Annotated in this window: 27 protein-coding genes; 14 read left to right on the forward strand and 13 right to left on the reverse strand. The window is 69.1% G+C overall.

Going from position 1 to position 24537, the window contains the following annotated elements:
* Window positions 1-43: 43 nt before the first annotated feature.
* Window positions 44-1261: an NAD(P)-dependent malic enzyme gene (locus OG905_RS14215; protein WP_328668334.1), complete on the reverse strand. Its 1218-nt coding sequence runs from the start codon at window positions 1259-1261 to the stop codon at window positions 44-46.
* Window positions 1262-1791: 530 nt separating this feature from the next.
* Between OG905_RS14215 and OG905_RS14220 the strand changes: the two genes are divergently transcribed.
* The 3 genes from OG905_RS14220 to OG905_RS14230 are packed head-to-tail and all read left to right on the forward strand — an operon-like array spanning window position 1792 to window position 4508.
* Complete coding sequence (locus OG905_RS14220; RefSeq protein WP_328668335.1) at window positions 1792-2751, forward strand: ABC transporter substrate-binding protein; 960 nt, start codon at window positions 1792-1794, stop codon at window positions 2749-2751.
* Between the two features lie 43 nt (window positions 2752-2794).
* A complete protein-coding gene (locus tag OG905_RS14225; protein WP_328668336.1) occupies window positions 2795-3745 on the forward strand; it encodes an amino acid ABC transporter permease in 951 nt (316 codons plus the stop codon).
* Window position 3746: 1 nt separating this feature from the next.
* On the forward strand, window positions 3747-4508 hold the full coding sequence (locus OG905_RS14230) for an amino acid ABC transporter ATP-binding protein (RefSeq protein ID WP_328668337.1): 762 nt from the start codon (window positions 3747-3749) through the stop codon (window positions 4506-4508).
* Between the two features lie 103 nt (window positions 4509-4611).
* Here the strand turns inward: OG905_RS14230 and OG905_RS14235 are convergent, their stop codons facing one another.
* A complete protein-coding gene (locus OG905_RS14235) occupies window positions 4612-5361 on the reverse strand; it encodes a class I SAM-dependent methyltransferase (RefSeq protein ID WP_328682322.1) in 750 nt (249 codons plus the stop codon).
* A gap of 92 nt (window positions 5362-5453) precedes the next feature.
* On the opposite strand from OG905_RS14235, the gene OG905_RS14240 reads away from it, so the two are divergent.
* Complete coding sequence (locus tag OG905_RS14240) at window positions 5454-6083, forward strand: CGNR zinc finger domain-containing protein (RefSeq protein WP_328668338.1); 630 nt, start codon at window positions 5454-5456, stop codon at window positions 6081-6083.
* Here the strand turns inward: OG905_RS14240 and sodX are convergent.
* Window positions 5987-6406 (reverse strand): nickel-type superoxide dismutase maturation protease, encoded by a 420-nt coding sequence (sodX, locus tag OG905_RS14245; protein WP_324973142.1) that lies wholly within the window; start codon window positions 6404-6406, stop codon window positions 5987-5989. The genes OG905_RS14240 and sodX overlap by 97 nt on opposite strands.
* Window positions 6407-6556: 150 nt before the next feature.
* On the opposite strand from sodX, the gene sodN reads away from it, so the two are divergent.
* A complete protein-coding gene (sodN, locus tag OG905_RS14250) occupies window positions 6557-6952 on the forward strand; it encodes a superoxide dismutase, Ni (protein ID WP_215095254.1) in 396 nt (131 codons plus the stop codon).
* Between the two features lie 108 nt (window positions 6953-7060).
* Here sodN and OG905_RS14255 read toward each other — a convergent pair whose 3' ends face one another.
* The 3 genes from OG905_RS14255 to OG905_RS14265 form a co-directional block, all read right to left on the reverse strand.
* Window positions 7061-8236, reverse strand: a complete 1176-nt coding sequence (locus tag OG905_RS14255; RefSeq protein WP_328668339.1) for a low temperature requirement protein A — start codon at window positions 8234-8236, stop codon at window positions 7061-7063.
* Window positions 8237-8347: 111 nt separating this feature from the next.
* A complete protein-coding gene (locus tag OG905_RS14260; RefSeq protein ID WP_328668340.1) occupies window positions 8348-9307 on the reverse strand; it encodes a hypothetical protein in 960 nt (319 codons plus the stop codon).
* 100 nt (window positions 9308-9407) lie between these two features.
* Window positions 9408-10370: a LysR family transcriptional regulator gene (locus OG905_RS14265; RefSeq protein WP_328668341.1), complete on the reverse strand. Its 963-nt coding sequence runs from the start codon at window positions 10368-10370 to the stop codon at window positions 9408-9410.
* A 192-nt stretch (window positions 10371-10562) separates the two neighbouring features.
* Here OG905_RS14265 and snpA point away from each other — a divergent pair, with 192 nt between their 5' ends.
* Window positions 10563-11231, forward strand: a complete 669-nt coding sequence (gene snpA, locus OG905_RS14270) for a snapalysin (protein WP_328668342.1) — start codon at window positions 10563-10565, stop codon at window positions 11229-11231.
* 80 nt (window positions 11232-11311) lie between these two features.
* Complete coding sequence (locus OG905_RS14275; protein WP_328668343.1) at window positions 11312-11776, forward strand: group II truncated hemoglobin; 465 nt, start codon at window positions 11312-11314, stop codon at window positions 11774-11776.
* A 59-nt stretch (window positions 11777-11835) separates the two neighbouring features.
* Here the strand turns inward: OG905_RS14275 and OG905_RS14280 are convergent, their stop codons facing one another.
* From OG905_RS14280 to OG905_RS14295, 4 genes are all read right to left on the reverse strand, one after another.
* Window positions 11836-12279 carry a DUF6304 family protein gene (locus OG905_RS14280; RefSeq protein WP_328668344.1) on the reverse strand — a complete coding sequence of 148 codons (444 nt, stop codon included), beginning with the start codon at window positions 12277-12279 and terminating at the stop codon, window positions 11836-11838.
* Between the two features lie 49 nt (window positions 12280-12328).
* Entirely contained in the window at window positions 12329-12649 is a 321-nt protein-coding gene (locus OG905_RS14285; protein ID WP_328668345.1) for a hypothetical protein, read from the reverse strand.
* A 37-nt stretch (window positions 12650-12686) separates the two neighbouring features.
* Window positions 12687-13718 (reverse strand): family 2 encapsulin nanocompartment cargo protein polyprenyl transferase, encoded by a 1032-nt coding sequence (locus OG905_RS14290; RefSeq protein ID WP_328668346.1) that lies wholly within the window; start codon window positions 13716-13718, stop codon window positions 12687-12689.
* Between the two features lie 94 nt (window positions 13719-13812).
* The gene (locus tag OG905_RS14295; protein WP_328668347.1) at window positions 13813-15237 is read right to left on the reverse strand and encodes a family 2B encapsulin nanocompartment shell protein; all 1425 of its coding nucleotides are present in this window, start codon (window positions 15235-15237) and stop codon (window positions 13813-13815) included.
* A gap of 256 nt (window positions 15238-15493) precedes the next feature.
* Between OG905_RS14295 and OG905_RS14300 the strand changes: the two genes are divergently transcribed.
* Both OG905_RS14300 and OG905_RS14305 read left to right on the forward strand, forming a co-directional pair.
* The gene (locus tag OG905_RS14300; RefSeq protein ID WP_328682324.1) at window positions 15494-16072 is read left to right on the forward strand and encodes an N-acetylmuramoyl-L-alanine amidase; all 579 of its coding nucleotides are present in this window, start codon (window positions 15494-15496) and stop codon (window positions 16070-16072) included.
* 10 nt (window positions 16073-16082) lie between these two features.
* Window positions 16083-17021: a 1-aminocyclopropane-1-carboxylate deaminase/D-cysteine desulfhydrase gene (locus OG905_RS14305; RefSeq protein ID WP_328668348.1), complete on the forward strand. Its 939-nt coding sequence runs from the start codon at window positions 16083-16085 to the stop codon at window positions 17019-17021.
* On the opposite strand, the gene OG905_RS14310 is transcribed toward OG905_RS14305, so the two are convergent.
* Window positions 17003-18598: a Na+/H+ antiporter gene (locus OG905_RS14310; protein WP_328668349.1), complete on the reverse strand. Its 1596-nt coding sequence runs from the start codon at window positions 18596-18598 to the stop codon at window positions 17003-17005. The two genes, OG905_RS14305 and OG905_RS14310, sit on opposite strands and share 19 nt — an antisense overlap.
* 57 nt (window positions 18599-18655) lie before the next feature.
* Between OG905_RS14310 and OG905_RS14315 the strand changes: the two genes are divergently transcribed.
* The 3 genes from OG905_RS14315 to OG905_RS14325 all read left to right on the forward strand — a co-directional run bounded on the left by OG905_RS14315 (window position 18656) and on the right by OG905_RS14325 (window position 20509).
* Window positions 18656-18916: a UBP-type zinc finger domain-containing protein gene (locus tag OG905_RS14315; protein ID WP_328668350.1), complete on the forward strand. Its 261-nt coding sequence runs from the start codon at window positions 18656-18658 to the stop codon at window positions 18914-18916.
* Window positions 18917-19157: 241 nt separating this feature from the next.
* A complete protein-coding gene (locus OG905_RS14320) occupies window positions 19158-19571 on the forward strand; it encodes an anti-sigma regulatory factor (protein WP_266487247.1) in 414 nt (137 codons plus the stop codon).
* Entirely contained in the window at window positions 19568-20509 is a 942-nt protein-coding gene (locus OG905_RS14325) for an RNA polymerase sigma factor SigF (protein ID WP_443043940.1), read from the forward strand. Before OG905_RS14320 ends, OG905_RS14325 begins: the two co-directional genes overlap by 4 nt.
* Window positions 20510-20543: 34 nt before the next feature.
* Here OG905_RS14325 and OG905_RS14330 read toward each other — a convergent pair whose 3' ends face one another.
* Window positions 20544-20963 (reverse strand): hypothetical protein, encoded by a 420-nt coding sequence (locus OG905_RS14330; RefSeq protein ID WP_328668351.1) that lies wholly within the window; start codon window positions 20961-20963, stop codon window positions 20544-20546.
* Window positions 20964-21033: 70 nt separating this feature from the next.
* Here OG905_RS14330 and OG905_RS14335 point away from each other — a divergent pair, with 70 nt between their 5' ends.
* Together OG905_RS14335 and OG905_RS14340 are read left to right on the forward strand one after the other, a co-directional pair.
* Entirely contained in the window at window positions 21034-22002 is a 969-nt protein-coding gene (locus OG905_RS14335; protein WP_328668352.1) for a diacylglycerol/lipid kinase family protein, read from the forward strand.
* A gap of 319 nt (window positions 22003-22321) precedes the next feature.
* Window positions 22322-22579 (forward strand): WhiB family transcriptional regulator, encoded by a 258-nt coding sequence (locus OG905_RS14340; RefSeq protein WP_003953983.1) that lies wholly within the window; start codon window positions 22322-22324, stop codon window positions 22577-22579.
* A gap of 160 nt (window positions 22580-22739) precedes the next feature.
* Here OG905_RS14340 and OG905_RS14345 read toward each other — a convergent pair whose 3' ends face one another.
* Window positions 22740-24212: a PAS domain-containing sensor histidine kinase gene (locus OG905_RS14345; RefSeq protein WP_328682327.1), complete on the reverse strand. Its 1473-nt coding sequence runs from the start codon at window positions 24210-24212 to the stop codon at window positions 22740-22742.
* Window positions 24213-24537 lie beyond the last annotated feature (325 nt).

Consider the following 24537-nt stretch of genomic DNA (forward strand, 5'->3'; position numbering starts at 1 on the left):
TGAATCGGCGGCGGGCTGTCGCGCCCCGCAACAGTGCCCGGCGTCAGCGCCTCGCGACGCCCTCCGCGCGCGCGGCCGCCGCCACCGCCGCGGTGACCGCCGGGGCCACCCGCTCGTCGAAGGGGGACGGGATCACATAGTCGGCCGCCAGGGCATCGCCCACCACGTCCGCCAGCGCGTTCGCCGCGGCGATCTTCATGCCCTCGGTGATCCGGGAGGCCCGGACCTGGAGCGCGCCCGCGAAGATCCCGGGGAAGGCCAGGACGTTGTTGATCTGGTTCGGGTAGTCGCTGCGGCCCGTCGCCACCACGGCCGCGTACTTGTGCGCGACGTCCGGGTGGACCTCGGGGTTCGGGTTGGCCATCGCGAAGACGAAGGCACGCGGCGCCATCGACGCGACCGCCTCCTCGGGGACCGTACCGCCGGAGACGCCGATGAAGACGTCCGCCCCGGCCAGCGCGGTCTCCAGGGAGCCCGAGAGACCGGCCTTGTTCGTGATCTCCGCGAGCTCGCGCTTCACGGACGTCAGGTCGTCGCGGTCCAGGCTCACGATGCCCTTGCGGTCGGCCACGGCCACGTCGCCGATACCCGCCTCCAGCAGGAACTTCGCGATGGCCACACCCGCGGCGCCGGCGCCGGAGATGACCGCGCGCAGGTCACCCAGACCGCGTCCGGTCAGCTTGGCGGCGTTACGCAGCGCGGCGAGGGTCACCACGGCCGTGCCGTGCTGGTCGTCGTGGAAGACCGGGATGTCGACCCGCTCCTGCAGCCTGCGCTCGATCTCGAAGCAGCGCGGCGCCGAGATGTCCTCGAGGTTCACTCCGCCGAACGAGGGCGCGAGCCGGACCACGGTCTCGATGATCTCGTCCGTGTCGGTCGTGGCGAGCGCGATCGGCACCGCGTCGACCCCGCCGAACTGCTTGAAGAGGATGGCTTTCCCCTCCATCACCGGAAGCGACGCCTCCGGCCCGATGTCGCCGAGACCGAGCACCGCTGTGCCGTCCGTCACAACTGCGACGACCTGCGACTTCCAGGTGTAGTCGTGGACGAGCTCCGGCTGCTCGGCAATCGCGCTGCACACCTTGGCGACCCCGGGTGTGTACGCGAGGGACAGGTCGTCCTTGTCTCGCACCGGCACCGTGGCCTGGATGGCCATCTTGCCGCCGCGGTGCAGCGCGAAGGCCGGATCGAAGGGCTCCTCGGGAGCACTCTCCGCACCGTTTTCGCTGTCGCTGCGAGGATTGACGATCTCCGCTGCCATTTTGTTGACCCCTTAAGTCTTCATCAGTTGAGGGTGGCCACTCCTGGTTGAGGAGGGGTGGGCGGGCACCGCGTACGTGCCCCGCCTCGGCGGTTGGCCCGCCCGGCGGGGGAGGTACGTACGCGCGGGCGCGCCGCACACGCGCCCTGAGCCCCGGATGAGGGGTGTAAGCGTCCTTCTTACCGGACCGACGGCCCCGGCGACGAGTCGATATCAGCTTGCTGACAGGACTCATTGCCCCATGTCAGGACACGTCAGCTACGCACCCGGAAACCGGTGCGAAGCACCGGTCGGGCCGCAGATTTTCCGGCCGAAAGAAGGTATTCCAGTGAAAGGTCCGGCCTTGATGTACCGGCCTCGTGGGGTTCGGGGGTGTCCCGTTACCCGATTTTGACATGCGTGGCCCCCTGGTTGGGCTAGTCCGAATGGCAAGATGCCGAAAACACTCAAGGTCGCGACACTCGAAGATGAGTGGAACGACTCGAAATGTCCAAAATGGCAGCACCCTCATCCGCCGGAGGATCACGACCATGACCGCAAGCAACACCTGTCGTACGACCGCCACCAGGGCCCGGATCGCCGCGGTCGGCGCGATCGCGGTCGCCGGGTCGCTGATGCTCACCGCCTGTGGTGACCAGACCGCCTCGGGCTCCAAGGAGTCCACGGGCACCTCCGAGAGCAGCGCCGCGCTGTTCAGCAAGCTGCCGAAGAAGTACCAGGACTCCAAGGTGATCAAGGTCGGCACCGACGCCGCCTACGCACCGATGGAGTTCGAGGAGGGCGGCAAGATCGTCGGTGTCGACCCCGACATCGCCGCCGCGCTCGGCAAGGAGCTGGGCGTCACACTCCAGTTCGTCAACGGCACCTTCGACGGCCTGATCTCGTCGCTGAACACCGGCCGCCAGGACATCATCATGTCGTCCATGAGCGACACCAAGGCCCGCCAGCAGGGCCTGGACGACAAGGGCAAGAAGGTCGGCGAGGGCGTCGACTTCGTCGACTACTTCACCTCCGGCGTCTCGCTCCTGGTCAAGAAGGGCAACCCGGAGAAGATCCAGTCGTTCGACGACCTGTGCGGCAAGAAGGTGGCCGTCCAGCGCGGCACGATCTACGAAGAGACCTTCAAGACCCAGGCCGCCAAGTGCAGCAAGGACGGCAAGGGCAAGCTCACGATCGAGGCGTTCGACACCGACGCCGAGGCCCAGACCCGCGTGAAGTCCGGCGGCGCGGTCGCCGACCTCAACGACTACCCGGTTTCCGCGTACATCGCGAAGACCGCGGGCGGCGGCAACGACTTCGAGGTCGCCGGCGACCAGACCGAGGCCGGCCCGTTCGGCATCGCTGTCGACAAGGACAACGCCCAGCTGCGCGACGCGCTCAAGGAAGCCCTGACCGCGATCATCAAGAACGGCGAGTACAACAAGGTCCTGGAAAAGTGGGACGTCAAGAACAGCGCCGTCACCGAGGCGACGATCAACGCCGGCAAGTAATCCCTGCCGTCCGCCTCAAGCGTTTCACTGAAGGGCAGTCACTGTGACTGACAAGTTCGACAAGACGCCTGCCGACGAGCCCCCAAAGGACTCAGCGGTCGTCAAGGTGGCGTCACACCCTGAGCAGATCAAGGCCATCCCGGTACGGCACTGGGGCCGCTGGATCAGCGGCGTCGTGGTCCTGGCGCTGCTGGCCCTGCTGGTCTATTCGTTCTCTCAGGGCGACGTCAACTGGGGCACGGTCGGGGACTTCATCTTCGACCCCCGAATCGTCACCGGCATGTGGCACACGCTGCTGATCAGCGTGCTGTCGATGCTCATCGGCCTGGTACTGGGTGTCGTCTTCGCCGTCATGCGGCTGTCGAAGAACCCGGTCACAGGTGCGGTGGCCTGGCTGTACATCTGGTTCTTCCGCGGCACTCCGGTGTTCGTGCAGCTGCTGCTGTGGTTCAACCTCGCGCTGATCTTCCCCGTCCTGAACCTCGGGTTCTACAAGGACGAGATGGTCGACGTGATGACCCCGTTCGTGGTGGCCCTGCTGGGGCTGGGCCTGAACGAGGGCGCCTACATGGCCGAGATCGTCCGGGCCGGCATCCAGTCGGTCGACGAGGGCCAGACCGAGGCCTCGCACGCGCTGGGCATGTCCAGCAGCAGGACCATGCGGCGGATCGTTCTTCCGCAGGCGATGCGGGTGATCGTGCCGCCGACCGGCAACGAGTTCATCAACCTGCTCAAGACCTCCTCGCTGGTGTCCGCGGTGCAGTACACCGAGCTGCTGCGCGCGGCGCAGAACATCGGCTCCACGTCCTTCGCGGTCATGGAGATGCTGCTGGTCGCTTCGGTCTGGTACCTGGCTCTGACCAGCGTCTTCAGCGTCGGCCAGTACTATGTGGAGCGGTACTACGCCCGCGGTTCTCTGCGCCAGCTACCGCTCACGCCGTGGCAGAAGATCAAGAAGAACCTGTCGTTCCGCAGCAGCCCCAGGGGGGTGTGACATGACCGCCATGGTGAAGGCCGAGGGCGTACACAAGTCGTACGGTCTGGCCCACGTCCTCAAGGGCATCGATCTCGAGGTCGCTCCGCAGGAGGTGTTCTGCCTGGTCGGCCCCTCCGGTTCCGGCAAGTCGACGTTCCTGCGGTGCATCAACCACCTGGAGCAGATCAACGCCGGCCGGCTGTCGGTCGACGGCCAGCTGGTGGGCTACCGCCAGAAGGGCGAGAAGCTCTACGAGCTGAAGGACAGCGAGGTCGCGGCCCAGCGCCGGGACATCGGCATGGTCTTCCAGCGCTTCAACCTCTTCCCGCACATGACCGCCCTGGCGAACGTCATGGAAGCGCCGATACAGGTCAAGGGCGAGTCCAAGGCCGTGGCCCGTGCTCGCGCCGAGCGTCTGCTCGACCGGGTGGGCCTGGGCGACAAGGGCAAGCACTACCCCACCCAGCTGTCCGGCGGCCAGCAGCAGCGCGTCGCCATCGCCCGCGCGCTGGCGATGGAGCCGAAGCTGATGCTCTTCGACGAGCCCACCTCGGCGCTCGACCCGGAGCTGGTGGGCGAGGTGCTCGACGTGATGCGCGGCCTCGCCGAAGAGGGCATGACGATGATCGTCGTCACGCACGAGATGGGCTTCGCGCGTGAGGTCGGCGATGCGCTGGTGTTCATGGACGACGGTGTCGTGGTCGAGTCCGGCCACCCCCGCGAGGTCCTGAACAACCCGCAGCACGACCGCACCAAGGCCTTCCTCTCCAAGGTCCTGTAACTCGAAGGTCCCTTGAGCAGCACCCTTGAGCAGCACGGAAAGGGCGGTACGGACCTGGTGTCCGTACCGCCCTTTCCGCTGTGTCGTGTCGCTGACAGCCGGGCTACTTGACGGCCAGCAGCAGCGTGTCGGAGGGCGAGGCCCATACGTCCCGGGCCTCCCCGAATCCGGCGTTCCGCAGCGTCTCGGCGTGCCAGCGTACGGAGGGCATCTCCCCGTCGGCATGCTCGCCGTAGATCTCGTAGCGCTCGGCGGTCGGTCCGGCGAGTACGGGGTCCTTGGCGGCCAGGGCCCACCACTCGGACCAGTCGAGCGCGCCCGCGGCCCTGGCCCGGTCCATCTGGGCGTGGCGGTGGGCGCGTTCGGCGGCGTTGATGCGGGGGGTGTCGCGGTCGATCATGTGGTCGGCGTTCATGAAGACGCCGCCTTCGCGCACGAGCCTCGCGATCTGTCCGTACAGCGTGGCCAGCGGTCCACTGCGCAGCCAGTGCAGGGCGGTGGCGGTGAGGACCGCGTCGTACGAGTCGTACGGCAGCTTGGTCACCCAGTCGGGATCCTTGAGGTCGGCCGTCACGAAGCCGACCCGCTCGTCGCCCTCGAAGTAGCCCCGGGCGATGGTCAACAGAGCGGGGTCCAGATCCACCCCGGTACTGGTGGCCTTCGGGAACCGGCGCAAGAGCCGGTCCGTAATACTTCCCGTACCGCACGCGAGGTCCAGCACCCGGGGCTCGGGTCCCACCAGCGCCTCGACCATGTCGAGCATCACCCGGAACCGCTCCTCGCGATCGGGCATGTACCACTCCTGCTGCCGGTCCCAGCTCTGCTGCCAGGCCCGCCAGTCTGCTCCCGTCATCGTCTCCGACACCGGAACCCTCCCGTCCGTAATACCCTCGAAGCAATAGCAGCTGTTACGCCGACACTAGACCGCCGCGGTAAGGACTACAAGTGGAACTGGCCCATTACTCGGACTATGCCGTGCGCCTGGTCAACACCGAGGAGCCGGCCCGCAACAAGGACTCCCTCACCTCGGTCGAGGCCGTCCGGGAACTCTTCGGCGTTTCCGCCCCGGCCGCACGGCGCGCCACCGACGCGGACGTCACCCGTTTCCGGTCCGTACGGGCCAGGCTGCGCGCGGTCTTCACCGCGGCCGACGCGGGCGACGAGACCCAGGCGGTCGACCTGCTCAACTCACTGCTGCTCGAGTTCCCCGTCAACCCGCAGATCTCGGGCCACGACTACCGGGACGAGGACGGCCGCCCCAAGTGGCACATGCACCTGGCCGAGCATCCGTCCAACGCGACAGCGGGGTACGCCGCGATCGCCGCGATGGGGCTCGCGTTCCATCTCACCGAGTACGGAGTCGACCGGCTCGGCCTGTGCCAGGCAGCGCCGTGCCGCAACGCCTATCTGGACACCTCGACCAACCGCTCTCGCCGCTACTGCTCGGACCGCTGCGCGACACGCGCCAATGTGGCCGCCTACCGCGCCCGCAAACGCCTCGAGACGGAACGGTCGGACAGCACCGGCCTCACCGCCGAGAACGCCCAGGCGGCGACCCCGCGCACGGATCGCTGATCCCGCGCGAGCGGCCGGTACCTGCCGCGTACCCGCCCCAGGAGAAGCTCATGGGGCACCGTGCCGAACAGTCGGCTGTCCCCCTCCGCCCCCGGATTGTCGCCGAGCACCCACCAGCCGTCCTCGCGCCGCTCGACGAGCCGCTTGACGATGAGCAGGTCCTGCTGGAGCGGATGACGCAGCACGGCGACATCGCCGGGCCGCACCTCCGCGCCGTAGTGCACCAGCAGTTGATCCCCGTGCTTGAGCGTCGGGTACATGGAAGGACCTGTCACTTCGGCGACCCCGAACGGCACTTTCGGCTCCCGCCCCTGATCGGTCATCCGCCACCTCCGAGTCCCACGGTATGTTCGCCCACCAGTCCCATACTGACCCTGGACTTTTGTCCTAAGCCCTAGGGGGCACTCGCAAAAACACGTCTCTCACGGAGTAATGTCCCACCTGAGAAGACGATCACGAGGAAGGACAGCTCAATGCTCTCCCGCCTGTTTGCCCCGAAGGTGAAGGTCAGCGCCCACTGCGACCTGCCTTGCGGTGTCTACGACCCGGCCCAGGCCCGTATCGAGGCCGAGTCGGTCAAGGCCGTCCAGGAGAAGTTCCAGGCCAACGAGGACCCGCACTTCCGGGCCCGCGCCACGGTCATCAAGGAGCAGCGCGCGGAGCTCGCCAAGCACCACGTCTCGGTGCTGTGGAGCGACTACTTCAAGCCGCCGCACTTCGAGAAGTACCCGGAGCTGCACCAGCTGGTCAACGACGCCCTCAAGGCGCTGTCGGCCGCGAAGGCATCGACGGACCCGGCGACCGGCCAGAAGGCGCTGGATTACATCGCCCAGATCGACAAGATCTTCTGGGAGACCAAGAAGGCCTGATCCGCCCGAGCGGCGCGACCCGCGAGCTTCTCACGTATCGCATCGCCGATTTGTCCGCACCCGGTCCCCGTCACGGGAGGCCGGGTGCGGTCGTGTTCGCGGTGAGCGTTATGCCGCAGCTTCCTCCGCGGACCCGGTCCGCCGTCTGTGCAGGAGCACCATGCCGAGCACCGCCGCGGCCAGCAGCGCCAGAGCGAGCAGGGCGGGAAGCAGGACGACGAGCGCGCCCGCGGCCAGGCAGGCGAGGCCGCCGATGATGAAGACGAGGGAGCGCCGACCGCTGGTGCGCAGGAGGATCGCCGCCGCCGCGAGCAGGAAGATGCCCACGCCGCCGGTCAGCGCCCACGCCACCACGCCGTGCAGCGGCTCGGACAGGTCGTAGTGCTCGCTGTCCGCAACTTGATGGAGCACCTTCTTCATGCCGAGCGCGGTGAGCACGATGCCCCCGACGAGCGGCAGGTGCAGGAAGGTGTACGCATCGCGTGCCAGGCGGGTGCGGTCGTCACCCTCCAAAGCGGTCAGGCGCTCCTCGGCGGGCTCGCTGATCTGGCGGAAGTACAGGCGCCACAGCCCGGCGACGACCAACAGGCCCGCGGCGGCCCCGGCCAGCACCGGTGTGGAGATGGGAGGGCCGGACACCCCCACCCCGATCGCGACGATCGACTCGCCCAGCGCGATGATGACGATCAGTCCGTGCCGTTCGGCGAAGTGGCCCGGCGAGGCGACCCGCCAGCCCGAGGAGCCGGTGATGTAGATGCCGCCGTAGTCGATGACGACCGCACCGAGCCAGATGAGCACCTGTGTCAGGCCGGTGAAGGCGCTGCCGACCAGGAGCAGGACGAACGGCGGTGCCACCGAGAGCAGCGCGGTACGGCGCAGCGTGGCGTGGAGCGCCTCGTCGCCGGGGCTGGAGATCCAGTACGTGACCAAGTGCAGGACGCGGACCGCGCCGTAGCAGAGGACGAACACGAGCGGTGCGTACAGGCCGCCGGGCAGGTCGTCGTAGACCTCCGGCACCGTCACCGTGACGACCAGCACCACCGCCATCACGGCGACCAGCACGGCGAACATCGCCCCGGAGTCGGCCCGGACGACATTGCCCAGCCAGGCGAAGCAGCACCAGCACCACCACAGCAGGGCGAGCACAACTCCCCCGCCGAGCAGCCGAAGCAGGGAGGGGTCCGCCGCCATCAGAGCTGTGACCTGCGTGATCGCGTACACGAACACCAAGTCGAAGAACAGCTCGGCAGGCGTCACCCGGTGACCGCCCTCTGTGGCGATCATCCGGGAACGCTCTCTACCTGGTGGCACGGCCTCTCCCCCTCCGGCGCCCATCGCTGGGTCGGCTGATTCCGGGCGGAACGATACCGACGATGCGGGCTCCGCAACCGTTCATCACTCGTCCAGTGCCTGCCGGATGTTGGCCCTCACCACGTCCAGATCCCGGCGCACCGCCTCGTACGTCGCCTTGTTCCGCTCGACATCGGCACGCTGTATCTCCGCGCGGACCTCCCACCACACCCGCACCGTGTCGTGCTTCCGCTTGCACTCGACATCGGCGGTCGCCGTCGCCAACTCCCGCTCCGTACGGGTCGTATTGCCGCCGCTTCCCCGCTGCCAGGCCTTGTCCGCGAACGCCTTGTCCGGGTTCTGGTACCGGCCGAGCCCCTTGTCCACGACGCACTGGGACCAGGTGTCCCAGGCCTGGCGTATCCGTCCGTTCCTGGGTTCCGTCCCGGTCAGGCTGTGTTCGCGTCCGGAGACGTAGGACCACATGCGCGTGGAGTCCTTGACGCCGCCGATCAGTTGCTTGTCCGCCTCGCCGGAGCAGCCGTTCTCCGGGACCTTGCGGCCGTGGATCGTGGCCGCGCCGCCGCTGCCTGGGCCGTGGACGACGCCGTACTCCTCCTCGGTCATCACACGGTCCTTGGGCTTCCATTCCATGCTCTTCTTCGGATCCCAGCCGTATCCCCAGCGGCGGGCGTCGTCGAGGTCGAGCATTCCGAAAGGACTCGAGGAGACCAGCACCGACACGAGCGCCGCCATCCCGCGCTGCGGGTCTTTCGGGTCCAGCGGGAATTCGGCGTACCCGAAGCCCACCATGCAGCGCTGCACCAGGCGGTGCCGTGCCTGGGTGAGGCGCTCGTACTCCTTGGTGCCCAACTGATAGCGGTCCAGGGGCAGTGGGGGTATGTCCGCCTCAGTTGCCGCGAAGGGCGCCTTGGCTTCGCTCCCGGAGCCGAGCCCGCACCCGGTCAGCAAGAAGGCCAACGAGAAGGCCAACGAGACGAGCCAGACACGCGAGAGCGCGCGCCGTAAGAGCAACGAATCGTGCAGCGACTCAAGATCGGTCATGAGGCAATGATGCAGGCCGCCACCGACACGCGCTCGGGCCTGTGGAAAACCTCAGCCGCGCTGACGCCGCCCCATGATTGCGGCCATCGGAGAGCAGAGGTCAGGCCGCGGGCGCGTGCAGCAGAGGGCTGTTGTGCCCAAGCAGCCACTGCCGGTAGGCGGCCGCGCGCAGCGCCGCCTCCCGGTAGGCGGCCGCCAGTTCCGCGTACACCGCCTCGTGCAGTTCCTCGCAGGCTCCGGGTCTTCGGAACAGCAGCAGCCGTACGGCGAGTGGGTCGCCCCGCAGCGGACGGATCGCCATGTCCTCGCGCGGGCCCGAGGTCGGCTGGCAGGGCGCCACCGCCTCGCCGATCGCGATCAGGGACGCCGCTGTGTGGTAATCGCCGTGCAGAACCGGCGGGTTGAGCCCCGCCGCTCGCAGGACGCGGCGCAGGCCGTCCCACTCGCCGTCCACCGTCGGGTCGACCATCCAGCGGTCCTCGGCCAGATCTGCGAGTTCCACGACGGGCGCGGCGGCGGCCGGATGGTCGCGAGCCATGGAGATGAACTGCGGCTCGCGCTCGACCAGTACGCGTGAGGTCAGGGCGTCCGGGACCAGAAGGGGGCATCCCTCCACCTCGTGCACGAAGGCCACGTCGAGCTGGCCCGCCGCGACCATCCTGAGCAGGGCGTTCGCGGAGACATCCACATGCAGCGAGATGTCGGTGCCGGGCAGCCGCTGCCGCAGTCGGCGCAGCCAGCCGGCAAGCACCCGGCTGGCGGTGGAGCCGATGCGCAGCCTGGGGCCACCTGCCCGGGCGGCTGACGCCTTGGCCTCGACGACGAGGGCGGCCATTTCGGCCAGCAGTGGGCGGGCACGGCTCAGGACGGATCGGCCGAGCGGGGTCGGCCGGCAGCCGGTGCGTTCACGCGAGAAGAGCTCCGCGCCTAGGGAGTTCTCGATCCGCCGCAGCTGGGTGGTCAAGGACGGCTGGCTGACGCCCAGTTGCCGGGCGGCTTTGTGCAGGCTGCCGGTGTCCGCTATGGCGCACAGCGCACGGAGGTGCCTCACCTCGAGCTCCATGACCAGAGAGTAAAGCCAGCCCCAACAGTCACACCAGACACCGTAGTTGGGGCACAAAGGACTGACCGGGACAAGGCGATGCGCTCGTGTTATCGGCCATTGGCATCATCCCCGAGAGGGGCCGGCTCCCCGAAACTCTGCCGTACCGAACCCCATCCGCCGGGGTTCACCGGACACGTAGGAGCCCCCCACATGCGTCACCAGAGAACGTTACTCTCCGCCGCACTCGGCCTCGGTCTCGCCGCCGCGCTGAGCGCGGTGCCCGCCACCGCCGCCACGAACACAGGCACGTCGGTCAACTCCCCTGAGGCCGCCGCCGCCCAGTCCTACGCCGCCTACGAAGGGTCCGCCGAGGACGCCAAGGCGACCAAGGCCTTCTTCGACGCCGTCGTGAAGTCGGTCGCGCACAAGCGCGCCGCGAACCCCGGCGCGCAGGCCGTGACCGTCATCTACAGCGCAGGCAACGCCCCGAGCTTCCGCAGCCAGATATCCCGGAGCACCCAGATCTGGAACAGCTCGGTCAGCAATGTGAAGCTCCAGGAAGGCAGCAACCCCGACTTCCGGTACTACGAGGGCAACGACTCCCGCGGCTCCTACGCGAGCACCGACGGACACGGCAGCGGCTACATCTTCCTCGACTACCGGCAGAACCAGCAGTACAACTCCACCCGCGTCACGGCCCATGAGACCGGACACGTGCTGGGCCTGCCGGACCACTACTCGGGCCCGTGCAGCGAGCTGATGTCGGGCGGCGGCCCCGGCACCTCCTGCCAGAACGCCTACCCGAACGCGCAGGAGCGCTCCCGCGTGAACCAGCTGTGGGCGAACGGACTGGCAGCGGCGATCGCCCGCGTCTCCTGACCGGATCTCCACGAACGCCGGGGCGTCCCTCCACGAAAGTGAGGGGCGCCCCTCCGCCGCTTCGCGCTTAGGGTGGTCGCATGACGAGCCCGAGTGAGCGTCCCGAGACGCTGTACGAGGCCGTGGGCGGCATGGACGCCCTGCGACGGCTGAGCAACACCTTCTACGAGGCGGTCCTCGCCGATCCGCTGCTCGCCCCCGTCTTCGCCGACTTCACGCCCACCCATATCGAGCATGTCGCCGTCTGGCTCGCCGAGATCTTCGACGGCCCGGCCCGCTTCACCGCCGAACTGGGCGGACACCAGACTCTGCTCCGGGCCCACCTCGGGCTTTCGATCACCGAGGAGCAGCGACTGCGCTGGATGGAGCTGATGAGCGCGGCGGTGGAGAAGGAGCTCCCGGACGACGAGCTGCTGCGCCGCCGGGTGATGGAGTACTTCGACTGGGGTACCAAGATCGCCCGGTCGGTCTCGGCCGACCCGGTGGGCACGGACCTCGGCGACCCGGGACCGACCCCGCGCTGGGGCTGGAACGGCCTGCGCTGAGGCCGTCACCGTGCGGCTGTCGCCTATGGCCATCACCGTATGGCCGTCACCGTTTGGCGTCAGGCACCCACCGGCGTCCGCACCACGAACTCCGCGCCGGGCGGCAGCTGCCTGCGTATCCGGCTGAGCGCATCACCGAAGTCGCCCCCGGCGACACCGGATTCGTACGCCGCCCCGCCGTAGTGCAGGGTCAGATTGAGGTCCGCGCGGTCGAGCGGCCCGCCGTCCTGCGGTGACTCGCCGAGCGTCAACAGACAGCTGAGCGTGGCTTGTTCGACCCTCCCGTCCGACTGCACGGGCAGCGGCATGTCCCACTCCAGTACGCAGGAGGACAGCACCCCGTCCGCGCCCACCGGCTCCAGAGCGGCGAAGGTCTCCCCCTCGTACTCAACACCCTTGATACGCGTGCGCAGTTGGCGCCCGCTGGCGGCGATCGAGACCGCTTCCGCGCCCGTGCGGTCGCGGTACCAGCCCGCCCACACTTCCGTCGACTCCGATGACATGGCGCGGACTGTAGCGGTACGCACCCCTCCGCTGAACAGGCGGGATCCCTCAAGCGGTCCCGACCGGGGCGCCGGGCTCGTCGCCCGCCTCACCACCGGGCCCGTCGCCCGCCTCACCGCCGGGCGCATCGGTGTGCTCCGTGCTCCGCTGTCCGCCTCGTTGCTCACCCCGCTGCCCGCCCGGATGCTCTCCCCGGGTGTCGACGGACTGAGGGCATTCGGGGTTGTGGCAGGGGCCCGGCCCCCAGAGGGGGACGTACGTCCCGAGAGTCTTGTGCCGCTTCACGACCGTGACGACAGGCTGTCCGCACGCCGGGCACACATGCTCGGCCTGCGGGTCATGAAGGATCTCACGTCCTTGGCTGCCCACGCCTCCAGGATATGGCGGTTTGGGCAACCCCGACAGCTCAGCGCGTGCGCCGGGTGACGAACTCCGCCAGGGACAGCAGATCGCCCGCCGCCGCCAGATCCGGGACCGCGCGGGCGAGCTCGTGGACGGCCCGGGCCATCCGGTCCGCCGCCTGCAGCTGCGCCCAGTCACGGCCGCCCGCCCTGTCCACGGCGTCCGCGGCCCGGCGCACCGCCGCGGCGTTCATGGGGCGGCGGTAGAGCTCGGCCAGTTCTGCCGCTGCCGGGGTTCTGGAGGTCAGGGCCGCGACCACCGGCAGGGACTTCTTGTGGGCGGCCAGATCGGCGCCGACCGGTTTGCCCGTACGCTCCGGGTCGCCCCAGATCCCGATCAGATCGTCGATGAGCTGGAAGGCTAGCCCGGCCTCCCGGCCGAAGGCGTCCATGGCAGCGGCCTCCTCCTCGCCCGCTCCCGCGTACAGGGCGCCGAGCGCACAGGCGCAGCCCAGCAGCGCCCCGGTCTTGGCCGTCGCCATGGCGAGGCACTCGTCGAGCGAGACCTCGTGCGGGGCACGTTCCTCGAAGGCGCAGTCCGCCTGCTGCCCCGCGCACAGCTCGATCACACAGGCCGCGAGCCGCTCAGACGCGGCGCCGGCCGCGGGATGCCGGTCCTCGGCCAGCAGCCGCAGCGCGAGGGCGAGCATGGCGTCGCCCGCGATGATCGCGTCCGGAACACCGAAGACCGTCCAGGCGGTGGGGCGGTGCCTGCGGGTGGGGTCCTCGTCGATGACGTCGTCGTGGAGCAGCGTGAAGTTGTGCGCCAGCTCGACGGCGGTCGCCGCCCGCACCGCGTGCTGCGGGTCCCCGCCCAGTGCCCGGGCCGCGGCCAGCACGAGCGCGGGCCTGATGGCCTTGCCCGCCGAGCCCGCGGCCGGGGTGCCGTCCGCGTGCTCCCAGCCGAAGTGGTACATCGCGACACGGCGCATGGATCCGGGCAGCGACTCCACGGCGGTGCGCAGTTGGGGATGGACGGCGATACGGGTGCGTTCGAGGAGGGCGACGGCCTCACCGGCCACGACGGTGTCGGACATGGTCAACCGGGCAGTCCTTTCCAGGCGTTGGACCAGGTGCTCAGGGAACGGGACCGGGGGCCCGGGTGCGGTACCGCGCCCCCGGCCGGCCGGGTCACCGCCAGCGGCTCACCTCGACGTTCTCCAGGACACCGAGCGCGTCCGGCACCAGCACGGCCGCCGAGTAGTAGGCCGTGACGAGGTACGAGATGATCGCCTGCTCATCGATGCCCATGAAGCGGACGGAGAGGCTGGGCTCGATCTCGTCGGGGATCCCGCTCTGCTGGAGGCCGATGACGCCCTGGTCGGCCTCGCCCGTACGCATGCAGATGATCGAGGTGGTCCTGGCCTCGGTGATCGGGATCTTGTTGCAGGGGAAGATCGGAACACCTCGCCAGGCGGGCACATGCTGCCCCGCGACCTCCACACTGTCGGGGACCAGTCCGCGCCTGTTGCACTCGCGCCCGAAGGCGGCGATGGCCCGCGGATGGGCGAGGAACAGCTTCGAACCGCGCCGCCGCGAGAGCAGCTCGTCCATGTCGTCGGGGCTGGGCACCCCGTCGTGCGGCTGCAGCCGCTGGCCGTAGTCGCAGTTGTTCAGCAGGCCGAACTCGCGGTTGTTGACCAGCTCGTGCTCCTGGCGCTCGCGCAGCGCCTCGACCGTGAGCCGCAACTGCTGCTCGGTCTGGTTCATCGGCTGGTTGTAGAGGTCGGCGACCCGGCTGTGGACCTTCAGCACGGTCTGGGCGACGCTCAGTTCGTACTCGCGCGGCGCCGCGTCGTAGTCGACATAGGTGTGCGGGACGACGGCTTCGCCGACATGGCCCGCGGACAGGTCGATCGCCGCCTCGCCGTACTTGTTGGTGCGTTGGTGCGGAAGGGACGCCAGCCCGTCCAGATGCGTACGCAGCGACCCCGCGCGCTCCGCGAGGTTCAGCACATCGGCCCGGGTCAGCACGAGCGCCGTGCACGCGGTCGCGGCGCGTGCGGTGTACTCCCAGGGGGCGTCCCCGTCGAGAAGCGCGTGGTCGCCGAAGTACGAGCCGTCGGCGAGGACTCCGAGCACCGTCTCGTCGCCGTACGGACCGGTGCCGATCTGCTCCACCCGGCCGTGGGCCAGCAGAAAGATCCGGTCCGCCGCCGCACCGGAGGCTGCGAGCACCTCGCCGGCCGCGAACTCCCGCTGCTCGCAGCGGTTCGCCAGCTCGGAGAAGACCGCCTCGTCGTCGAACTCCCGCAGGGCGGGCAGCTCGGCGAGCTCGGCGGGGATGACCGCCACCCGGTCGCCGGTCTGCACGAACGTCACGCGCCCGTCGCCGACCGAGTAGCTCAGGCGGCGGTTCACGCGGTAGGTACCGCCCTGTACCTGCACCCACGGCAGCATGCGCAGCAGCCATCGGGAGGTGATCTCCTGCATCTGCGGGGCGGACTTCGTGGTTGTCGCCAGGTTCCGCGCAGCGGCCGTACCAAGACTCTGCTGCTTCGGCGTCTGCTGTTCGCGGACTTCGTCGCCGACAGAACCAACCGAGCCAACCGACATGGGACTCCCTCTCGATCACGGGTCTGACCTGCGTCTGCAAGCCTTCCAGTACGGAGAGTCCTCGCACCATTACACAAATGGATGGGACTAGTTCGATCTCGGTGGGGCAGGTGCGGCCGGTCGCCCGCTGGCCGGATGTGTTCGCACCCCCGTACCAACATATGGTCATTCCATGGGAGTTGGGGGTAAAAGCGCAGTACGGCACATTTAGCGCGCACCCCCTCACATCCCCAAGGAGACAGCCGTGTCCCCACCCATGCCCGCGAGCAGTTTCCTCGACGCACTGCGCGACGAGGGGCTGACAGTCGTCGAGGTCGGCGAATGGCGCACGCACAACCGCAACCACAAGGGCCCTTGGGGCCCGGTGCACGGCGTGATGATCCACCACACCGTCACCGAAGGCACCGCGAACACCGTCCGTATCTGCAGGGACGGCTTCGAGGCGCTGCCGGGGCCGCTGTGCCACGGCGTGATCGCCAAGGACGGCACGGTCCATCTCGTCGGCTACGGCCGCGCCAACCACGCCGGGCTCGGTGACGACGATGTCCTCAGCGCAGTCATCGCGGAGAAGGCTCTGCCTGCCGACAACGAGGCGAACACGGACGGAAACCGCCATTTCTACGGATTCGAGTGCGAGAACCTCGGCGACGGCCAGGACCCCTGGCCCGAGGTCCAGCTGGAGGCGATCGAGCGGGCGGCCGCGGCGGTCTGCCGCCACCACGGCTGGACCGCCCGCTCGGTGATCGGCCACCTCGAATGGCAGCCGGGAAAGGTCGACCCCCGGGGCTTCACGATGGACGCCATGCGCGCACGCATCCATGACCGCCTGAAGTGACAATGGGTGCGTGACCAGGGAAGCGCTCGACCTCACCACCGCCCTGCAGCCGCGACTGCCGTCGCCGCTGCAGCCGGTCGAGGACGAGCGCTTCACCCGGCACGGGATACGTCTGCTGCTCAAACGGGACGATCTGATCCACCCGGACCTCCCGGGCAACAAGTGGCGCAAACTCTCCCGCAACCTTCAGGCGGCAGCGGGCCGCCCGCTCCTGACCTTCGGGGGCGCCTACTCCAACCATCTGCGGGCGACCGCCGCCGCGGGCCGCCTGCTGGGCTTCGGGACGACCGGCATCGTCCGCGGCGACGAACTGGCCTCGCGCCCCCTGAACCCGTCCCTGGTCCGGTGCGCGGCGGACGGTATGCGGCTGGTGTTCGTCTCCCGCTCGCTGTACCGCCGTAAGTCCGAGCCGGACGGGCTGGCAGCGATCCTGGACGTGGCTCGCGCATCGAGCGCCGACAGGGCCGGGATACCGGGGGACGTCTACGTCGTCCCCGAAGGCGGGAGCAACGCACTGGCCGCCCGTGGCTGCGCCGACCTCGGTCGGGAGCTGGGCGGCGTCGCCGACGTCGTCACCGTCGCCTGCGGCACCGGCGGGACCCTGGCGGGGCTCGCCGCCGGTCTCCCACCCGGCCGGCGCGCCATCGGCTTTCCCGTCCTGGAAGGCGGCTTCCTCACCGACGCGATATCCCGTCTCCAGCACGAAGCGTTCGGCGACCGCGCGGGCGACTGGTCCCTCGACGAGCGCTTCACCTTCGGCGGGTACGCCCGCACCACCCCCGAACTCACCGCCTTCGCCGACGACTTCGAAGCCCGTCACGATCTCCCCGTGGAGCGCGTCTACGTCGCCAAGATGCTCTACGGCCTCACCGCGCTGGCCGCCGAAGGCGCCTTCCCGCCCGGCACCACGATCGCCGCGGTGATCACCGGTCAGGACTCCTCGCGATAGGCCGCCGCCTCCTCCAGGTCCAGTCGGCGCAGCAGCGTACGCATCATCTCGTCGTCGATCCGCCGCTGGTCGCGCAGCTGTACGAAGACCTCGCGCTCGGCGTCGATCATGTCCCTCGACAGTCGCCGGTAGGTATCGTCCGCGGACTCGCCGGTCAGCTCGTTCACGGCCCCCAGCCGCTCCCAGACGGCGTTCCGGCGCCGCTCCAGCACGGTGAGCAGCCGGTCCGCGAGTGGCTGCGGCAGCGCGTTGCGCTCGTCGGCCAGCAGCTCTTCCAGCCGCCGCTCCGCCGCCTGCGAGGCCTCGCTCTGGGCCTGCGCCTCGGCCAGCGTCTCGGCGTACGCGTCGCGCCCCGGCAGCTTCAGTGCCCGGATCAGCGGCGGCAGCGTGAGCCCCTGGATCACGAGCGTGCCGATGACCGTCGTGAAGGTGAGGAACAGCACCAGGTTCCGCGCCGGGAACGGTTCGTCGTCCGCCGTCGCCAGCGGGATCGAGAAGGCGATCGCGAGCGAGACGACTCCGCGCATTCCGGCCCAGCCCACGATCACCGGCGCGGTCCAGTTGGTGTCCGGTTCGCGCTCCCTGACGCGTTTCGACAGGCCGCGCGGCAGGAACGTCGCCGGGAAGACCCAGACGAACCGCACCACCACCACGGCCGCGAAGACGCCGGCCGCGTACCAGAGGGCTTCGCCGACGCCGTACCCGCCCAGGCCCTCGATCACGTACGGCAACTGCAGCCCGATCAGCGCGAAGACGGACGTCTCCAGGATGAACGCGACCATCTTCCAGACCGCCTCCTCCTGCAGCCGGGTCGCGAAGTCGACCTGCCAGGCGTGGTGCCCGAGATACAGCGCGACGACGACCACGGCGAGCACCCCGGACGCACCGATCCACTCGGCAGCCGCGTAGGCGACGAACGGGATGAGGAGCGAGAGCGTGTTCTGCAGGAGCGCTTCCTTCAGATGTGTACGCAGCCAGTGGATCGGCACCATCAGCACCAGGCCGACAGCGACCCCGCCGAGCGAAGCCAGCGCGAACTCCGCGATGCCGCCTGCCCAGCTAGCGCCCTCGCCGACGGCCGCGGCGAGCGCCACCTTGTACGCGGTGATCGCGGTCGCGTCGTTCACCAGGGACTCGCCCTGCAGGATCGTCGTGATCCGGTTCGGCAGGCCCAGCCGCCGGGCGATCGCGGTCGCCGCGACGGCGTCCGGCGGCGCGACGACCGCGCCCAGTACCAGGGCGGCCGCCAGCGGCAGATCCGGCACCAGAAGATAGGCGAGGTAACCGACAGCGACGGTCGCGAAGAGGACATAACCGACGGAGAGCATCGCGACGGGCCGCGCGTTCGCCCGCAGATCGAGATACGAGCTGTCGACCGCGGCCGTGTACAGCAGCGGCGGCAGGATCAGCGGGAGCACGATGTGCGGGTCGAGCGTGTAGTCGGGCACCCCGGGCACATAGGCGGCGAGCAGCCCGGCCGCCACCAGCAGCAGGGGCGCGGGCACCGGTGTTCTCCGGGCCGCCCCGGCGATCGCGGCACTCACCGCGATCAGCGCGACCAGTGGCAGTGCGTCCATCTCGCCGATCCCCTTGTCCGTACGTATGTCCGTAACCCGCGTCGTAATCTGGCAATCATGAGCGAGTGTCCACACGTAGCCGAACTGCCCCGCCCCCAGTCGGCCCCGCAGAGCGAGACCTGTGTGGAGTGTCTGGCGATCGGCAGCCATCCCGTGCAGTTGCGCATCTGCCTGGTGTGCGGGCATGTAGGGTGCTGTGACTCGTCGCCCCACCGGCATGCGAGCGGGCACTTCAGACAGACGGGGCATCCGATTATGCAGAGCCTGGAGCCGGGCGCTCCCTGGCGATGGTGTTTCGTCGACGGTTCGATCGTCTGACGCGTGGGTACGTCAACCCTCCGCCGGTTCCTCGCAATTGGGCCGCGCAGACCTCTAGCCACTGTGCGTACTCATGTGCTTACCATGAGTGACACCCATCGACTGGAGGTCCCGGCGACAGGGCACCATGGATCGCGATAGCGTCGCCGGGCCAGTACCGGCTACGTACGAAACGTAGCGACGGCTTCGGGATCTCCCCTCCCGTAGCCCCGTTTGAGCTTGTGCCACCTTGGAGGTGAGGGTGTCCCAGATCGCAGGCGAGCCCGGGACTCAGGACTTCGTGGAAGTCCGGCTGCCCGCTGCGGGTGCCTACCTGTCCGTGCTGCGTACGGCCACGGCCGGTCTCGCGGCGCGCTTGGACTTCACCCTCGACGAGATCGAGGATCTTCGGATCGCGGTCGACGAGGCGTGCGCGATCCTGCTCCAGCAGGCCGTTCCCGGTTCCGTCCTCAGCTGCGTGTTCCGGCTCGTCGACGACTCGCTCGAGGTCACGGTCTCGGCACCGACGACCGACGGGCGCGCGCCGGAGCGTGACACCTTCGCCTGGACGGTGCTCTCCGCGCTGGCGGGCAAGGTCGACTCATCGGTCGCCGACGACCGTACGGTCACCATCAGCCTGTACAAACAGCGCGGCGCGGGACCCGGTCCGGCGTGAGGAACGGGGACGGTCCGGTGCGGAAGGAGCCACCCGCGGTGACGGGCTTCCCGGAGCAGCAGGCGCGGCCGCACCCGGAGGACGGGCTGGACGGCCAGACGGCCGCGGCGGAGCAGGCGCAGGCGCAGGCAGGGCAGGCGGACCGTATGAGCGAGCACGTGAACGAGCAGCAGCACCACGATCCACATGACCGCAGCGGGGCGCGGGCGATGTTCATCGAGCTGCGCAAGCTGCCCGACGGCTCGCCGGAGCGGGCGGAGCTGCGCAACCAGCTGGTGCGGATGCATCTGCCGCTGGTCGAGCACCTGGCCCGGCGCTTCCGCAATCGTGGCGAGCCGCTGGACGATCTGACGCAGGTCGCGACCATCGGCCTCATCAAGTCGGTGGACCGGTTCGACCCGGAGCGCGGTGTCGAGTTCTCGACATACGCGACCCCGACGGTGGTCGGCGAGATCAAGCGCCACTTCCGCGACAAGGGGTGGGCGGTGCGGGTGCCGCGTCGCCTCCAGGAACTGCGGCTCGCCCTGACGACGGCGACGGCGGAACTGTCCCAGCAGCACGGCCGCTCCCCCACGGTCCACGAACTGGCCGAACGCCTGGGCATCTCGGAGGAGGAGGTGCTGGAGGGCCTGGAGTCCGCGAACGCGTACTCCACGCTGTCCCTGGACGTCCCCGACACGGACGACGAGTCCCCGGCGGTGGCGGACACGCTGGGCGCGGAGGACGAGGCGCTGGAGGGCGTGGAGTACCGGGAGTCGCTGAAGCCGCTGCTGGAGGACCTCCCGCCGCGGGAAAAGCGGATCCTGCTGCTGCGGTTCTTCGGCAACATGACCCAGTCGCAGATCGCGCAGGAGGTGGGCATCTCCCAGATGCATGTCTCCCGCCTCCTGGCCAGAACGCTGGCTCAGCTCCGGGAGAAGCTCCTGGTGGAGGAGTAAGGCCCCGCGGTAGCGCGGCCCGCGCCTGGGCCCGCTACCGCTGCGCGTCCCCCGCGCTGCCGCGGATTCCCAGGGCCTGGGCCGTCGCCGGGTTCACCAGCAGCACCAGGCCCGTCACCGCCATCGCCGCCAGCACCATGCCCACCGGGATCAGCGCGCCCGACGAGCGCAGCAGGGTCCAGGCCGGGATCAGGGCCATCAGGTGCGTGATGATCGCCGGGCCCCGGCTCCAGCTGCGGGCGCGCAGCAGACCCCTCGCCGCGATCAGCGGAATCGCGCCGAGTGCGACAAGCGTCACCCCGCCCATCTCCGCCTGCGAGGGACTGTCCGGCCGGCCGAGCAGCCCCAGTACGAGCATGGAGACGCCGCCGGCGACCAGTACCAGCCCTTCCAGGCCGGACACCGCGGCCGCGGCGGTCAGGCGGGCGGGGCGGGGGGTCTGGTCAGTGCTCATTCCAGCAGGGTAGCGGCCGTGCGCAGCCCTGGGCTGGGCCAGGTACACACCACTGGGTACGCTGCTGCGCATGCGCGCACTTCTCGTGGTCAATCCGGCAGCAACCACCACCAGTGCCCGCACTCGTGACGTACTCATCCATGCCCTCGCCAGCGAGATGAAGCTGGAAGCGGTCACCACGGAGTACCGCGGACACGCCCGAGACCTCGGCCGCCGGGCCGCCGACTCCGACGACATCGAGCTCGTCGTCGCCCTCGGCGGCGACGGCACCGTCAACGAGGTCGTCAACGGTCTGCTGCACAACGGCCCCGATCCCGACCACCTCCCCCGCCTCGCCGTCGTCCCCGGCGGCTCGACGAATGTCTTCGCCCGCGCCCTCGGGCTGCCGAACGACGCCGTGGAGGCGACCGGCGCGATTCTGGACGCGCTGCGTGATCAGACGGAGCGCACCGTCGGCCTCGGGCTCGCGGCCGGCACCCCGGGCACGGAGGACGAGGGCGTCCCGGCCCGCTGGTTCACCTTCTGCGCCGGACTCGGTTTCGACGCGAGCGTCATCGGCAGGGTCGAACAGCAGCGGGAGCGCGGCAAGCGGTCCACGCACGCCCTCTATATGCGCCAGGTGGTACGCCAGTTTCTGGACGAGCCCCACCGCCGCCGGGGCCCGATCACGCTCGAGCGCCCCGGCGAGGACCCGGTCAGCAATCTTGTGCTGTCCATAATCTGCAACACGACCCCCTGGACCTACCTGGGCAATCGCCCCGTGTACGCCTCCCCGGAGGCCTCCTTCGACACGGCCCTGGACGTCGTCGCGCTGTCCAAGCTGTCGACTCCCGCCGTGGCTCGTTATGCGACCCAGCTGCTCACATCCACCCCCGAGCGCGGACCACGCGGTAAGCACGCGGTCACTCTTCACGACCTGACCGACTTCACCTTGAATTCCAAGGTCCCGCTCCCGTTCCAGATGGACGGTGACCACCTGGGACTGCGCACCAGCGTGACGTTCACAGGCGTACGCCGTGCACTGCGTGTGATTGTGTGAGCGGAAGGGCCGGAAGTCCTTTATCTCGAACGTACGGACTGGGCTCCACCCCATAGAAGTACGGCTGTGACCTAGTCGACACCGAGGAATCAAAAAAAAGTTTCCGGAAGGGGTTGTATCCGCCGCCGAGGTTTGCGAATCTCTACATGGCGATCGGGACGGCCCGCAACATCGGCCCCACAGACCGCCAGAACCCCTCCTCAGAACTTCAGGACCACGCCAGTGCAACTGGCAGTCGGCCCTTCCCTTGCGGGGGGATTCGTGAAAGCGTTCACATTCACAAGCAACCTGCATGTAATACCAAGGAGAGGTAGCAGCCATGGACTGGCGTCACAACGCCGTTTGCCGCGAGGAAGACCCCGAGCTCTTCTTCCCCATCGGCAACACTGGTCCTGCGCTGCTGCAGATCGAGGAAGCCAAGGCCGTCTGCCGTCGCTGCCCCGTTATGGAGCAGTGCCTGCAGTGGGCGCTCGAGTCCGGCCAGGACTCCGGCGTCTGGGGTGGCCTCAGCGAGGACGAGCGCCGCGCTATGAAGCGCCGTGCCGCTCGCAACCGGGCGCGTAACGCCAGCGCCTGAAGCCCCTGATACGAGCCTGAGCTCTGGCGGCGCGTACAGAGAGTACGCACTCACCGCCCCCGAGCCGCAGCGCGCAGTGCCCCCGATGCGCATCGCAATCGCAGCGTGAGCAAACACAAGCTTCGAGCCCCGGACCGTTCCACGGTCCGGGGCTCATCGCTTATTTGTCGCCCTGGACCGGGATGTCGAGCACGACCCGCGTGCCCCGCCCCGGCTCCGGCACCCGCACCATGTCGAAGCCGCCGCCCAACTCCCCTTCCACCAGGGTCCGTACGATCTGCAGGCCCAGATTCCCGGCCCGCTGCGCGTCGAAGCCCTCGGGCAGTCCGCAGCCGTCGTCCTGCACGGTGATCAGCAGCCGGCCGTCGGTGCGCTGGTCACTGCGTACGGCCGCGACCTCGACCGAGCCGTGTTCCCCCTGAGCGAAGGCGTGTTCCAGGGCGTTCTGCAGCACCTCGGTCAGGACCATCGACAGCGGGGTCGCGACCTCGGCGTCGAGAATGCCGAAGCGGCCCGTACGGCGGCAGGCGACCTTGCCCGGGGAGATCTCGGCGACCATCGCGATGACCCGGTCGGCGATCTCGTCGAACTCGACGCGCTCGTCCAGGTTCTGGGAGAGGGTCTCGTGCACGATCGCGATCGAACCGACGCGTCGCACCGCCTCGTTGAGCGCTTCGCGGCCACGAACTGAATCCATCCGCCGGGCCTGGAGCCGCAACAGCGCGGCCACCGTCTGGAGGTTGTTCTTCACCCGGTGGTGGATTTCCCGGATGGTGGCGTCCTTGGTGATCAACTCGCGCTCGCGGCGGCGCAGTTCTGTGACGTCGCGCAGCAGTACGAGCGAGCCGATGTGGGTGCCCTTGGGCTTGAGCGGGATGGTGCGCAGCTGAATGACGCCGTCGTTGCCCTCGACCTCGGTCTCGCGGGGCGCGTAACCGCTGACGAGTTTGACCAGGGCCTCGTCGACCGGGCCGCGGGAGGGGGCGAGTTCGGCGGTGGTCTGGCCGAGGTGGTGTCCGACGAGGTCGGAGGCGAGGCCGAGGCGGTGGTACGCGGAGAGGCCGTTGGGGCTCGCGTACTGGACGACGCCGTCGGCGTCGAGCCGGATCAGCCCGTCGCCGACGCGCGGGGACGCGTCCATGTCGACCTGCTGGCCGGGGAAGGGGAAGGAGCCCGCGGCGATCATCTGGGCGAGGTCGGACGCGGACTGGAGGTAGGTGAGCTCCAGCCGGGACGGGGTCCTTACGGTCAGCAGATTCGTGTTGCGGGCGATGACTCCAAGGACGCGGCCCTCTCGGCGTACGGGGATGGACTCGACCCGTACCGGCACCTCCTCGCGCCACTCCGGGTCGCCCTCGCGCACGATCCGCCCCTCGTCGAGCGCGGCGTCGAGCAGCGGGCGCCGGCCGCGGGGAACGAGATGGCCGACCATGTCGTCCTGATAGGAGGTGGGGCCGGTGTTCGGCCGCATCTGGGCCACGGAGACATAGCGGGTGCCGTCGAGGGTGGGGACCCACAGGACGAGGTCGGCGAAGGAGAGGTCGGAGAGCAGCTGCCACTCCGAGACCAGCAGATGGAGCCACTCGAGGTCGGATTCACTCAGGGCTGTGTGCTGGCGTACGAGGTCGTTCATGGAGGGCACAACTGCGAGCGTACCTGCGGGGTGAACCGGTCGACCTGCCCGCCCGTGCCGGAGCATGGGACGAGAACTATGCTCTTCAAATGGATGGACAGTGGAGAATGGTCTAGTCCACAATGAATCAAGCTGTATGACTCCGGGGGCGACCCCCGATCCTGATACCTCCGCCCTCCCCGCACAGGAGGGTGGACCGAGGTCCACGGCGCTCTCTGCCCTGACTGCGCCGAGACCTCCAACCGGCCGCGCGGGACCGCACACCTGCCGGCCGGAGCGACTCCGGGCTGCGGTGCCGGACGGGTTGAGGGTCCCGTCAGGCGCC

This window comes from Streptomyces sp. NBC_00322, assembly GCF_036147535.1.
Classification (GTDB): domain Bacteria; phylum Actinomycetota; class Actinomycetes; order Streptomycetales; family Streptomycetaceae; genus Streptomyces.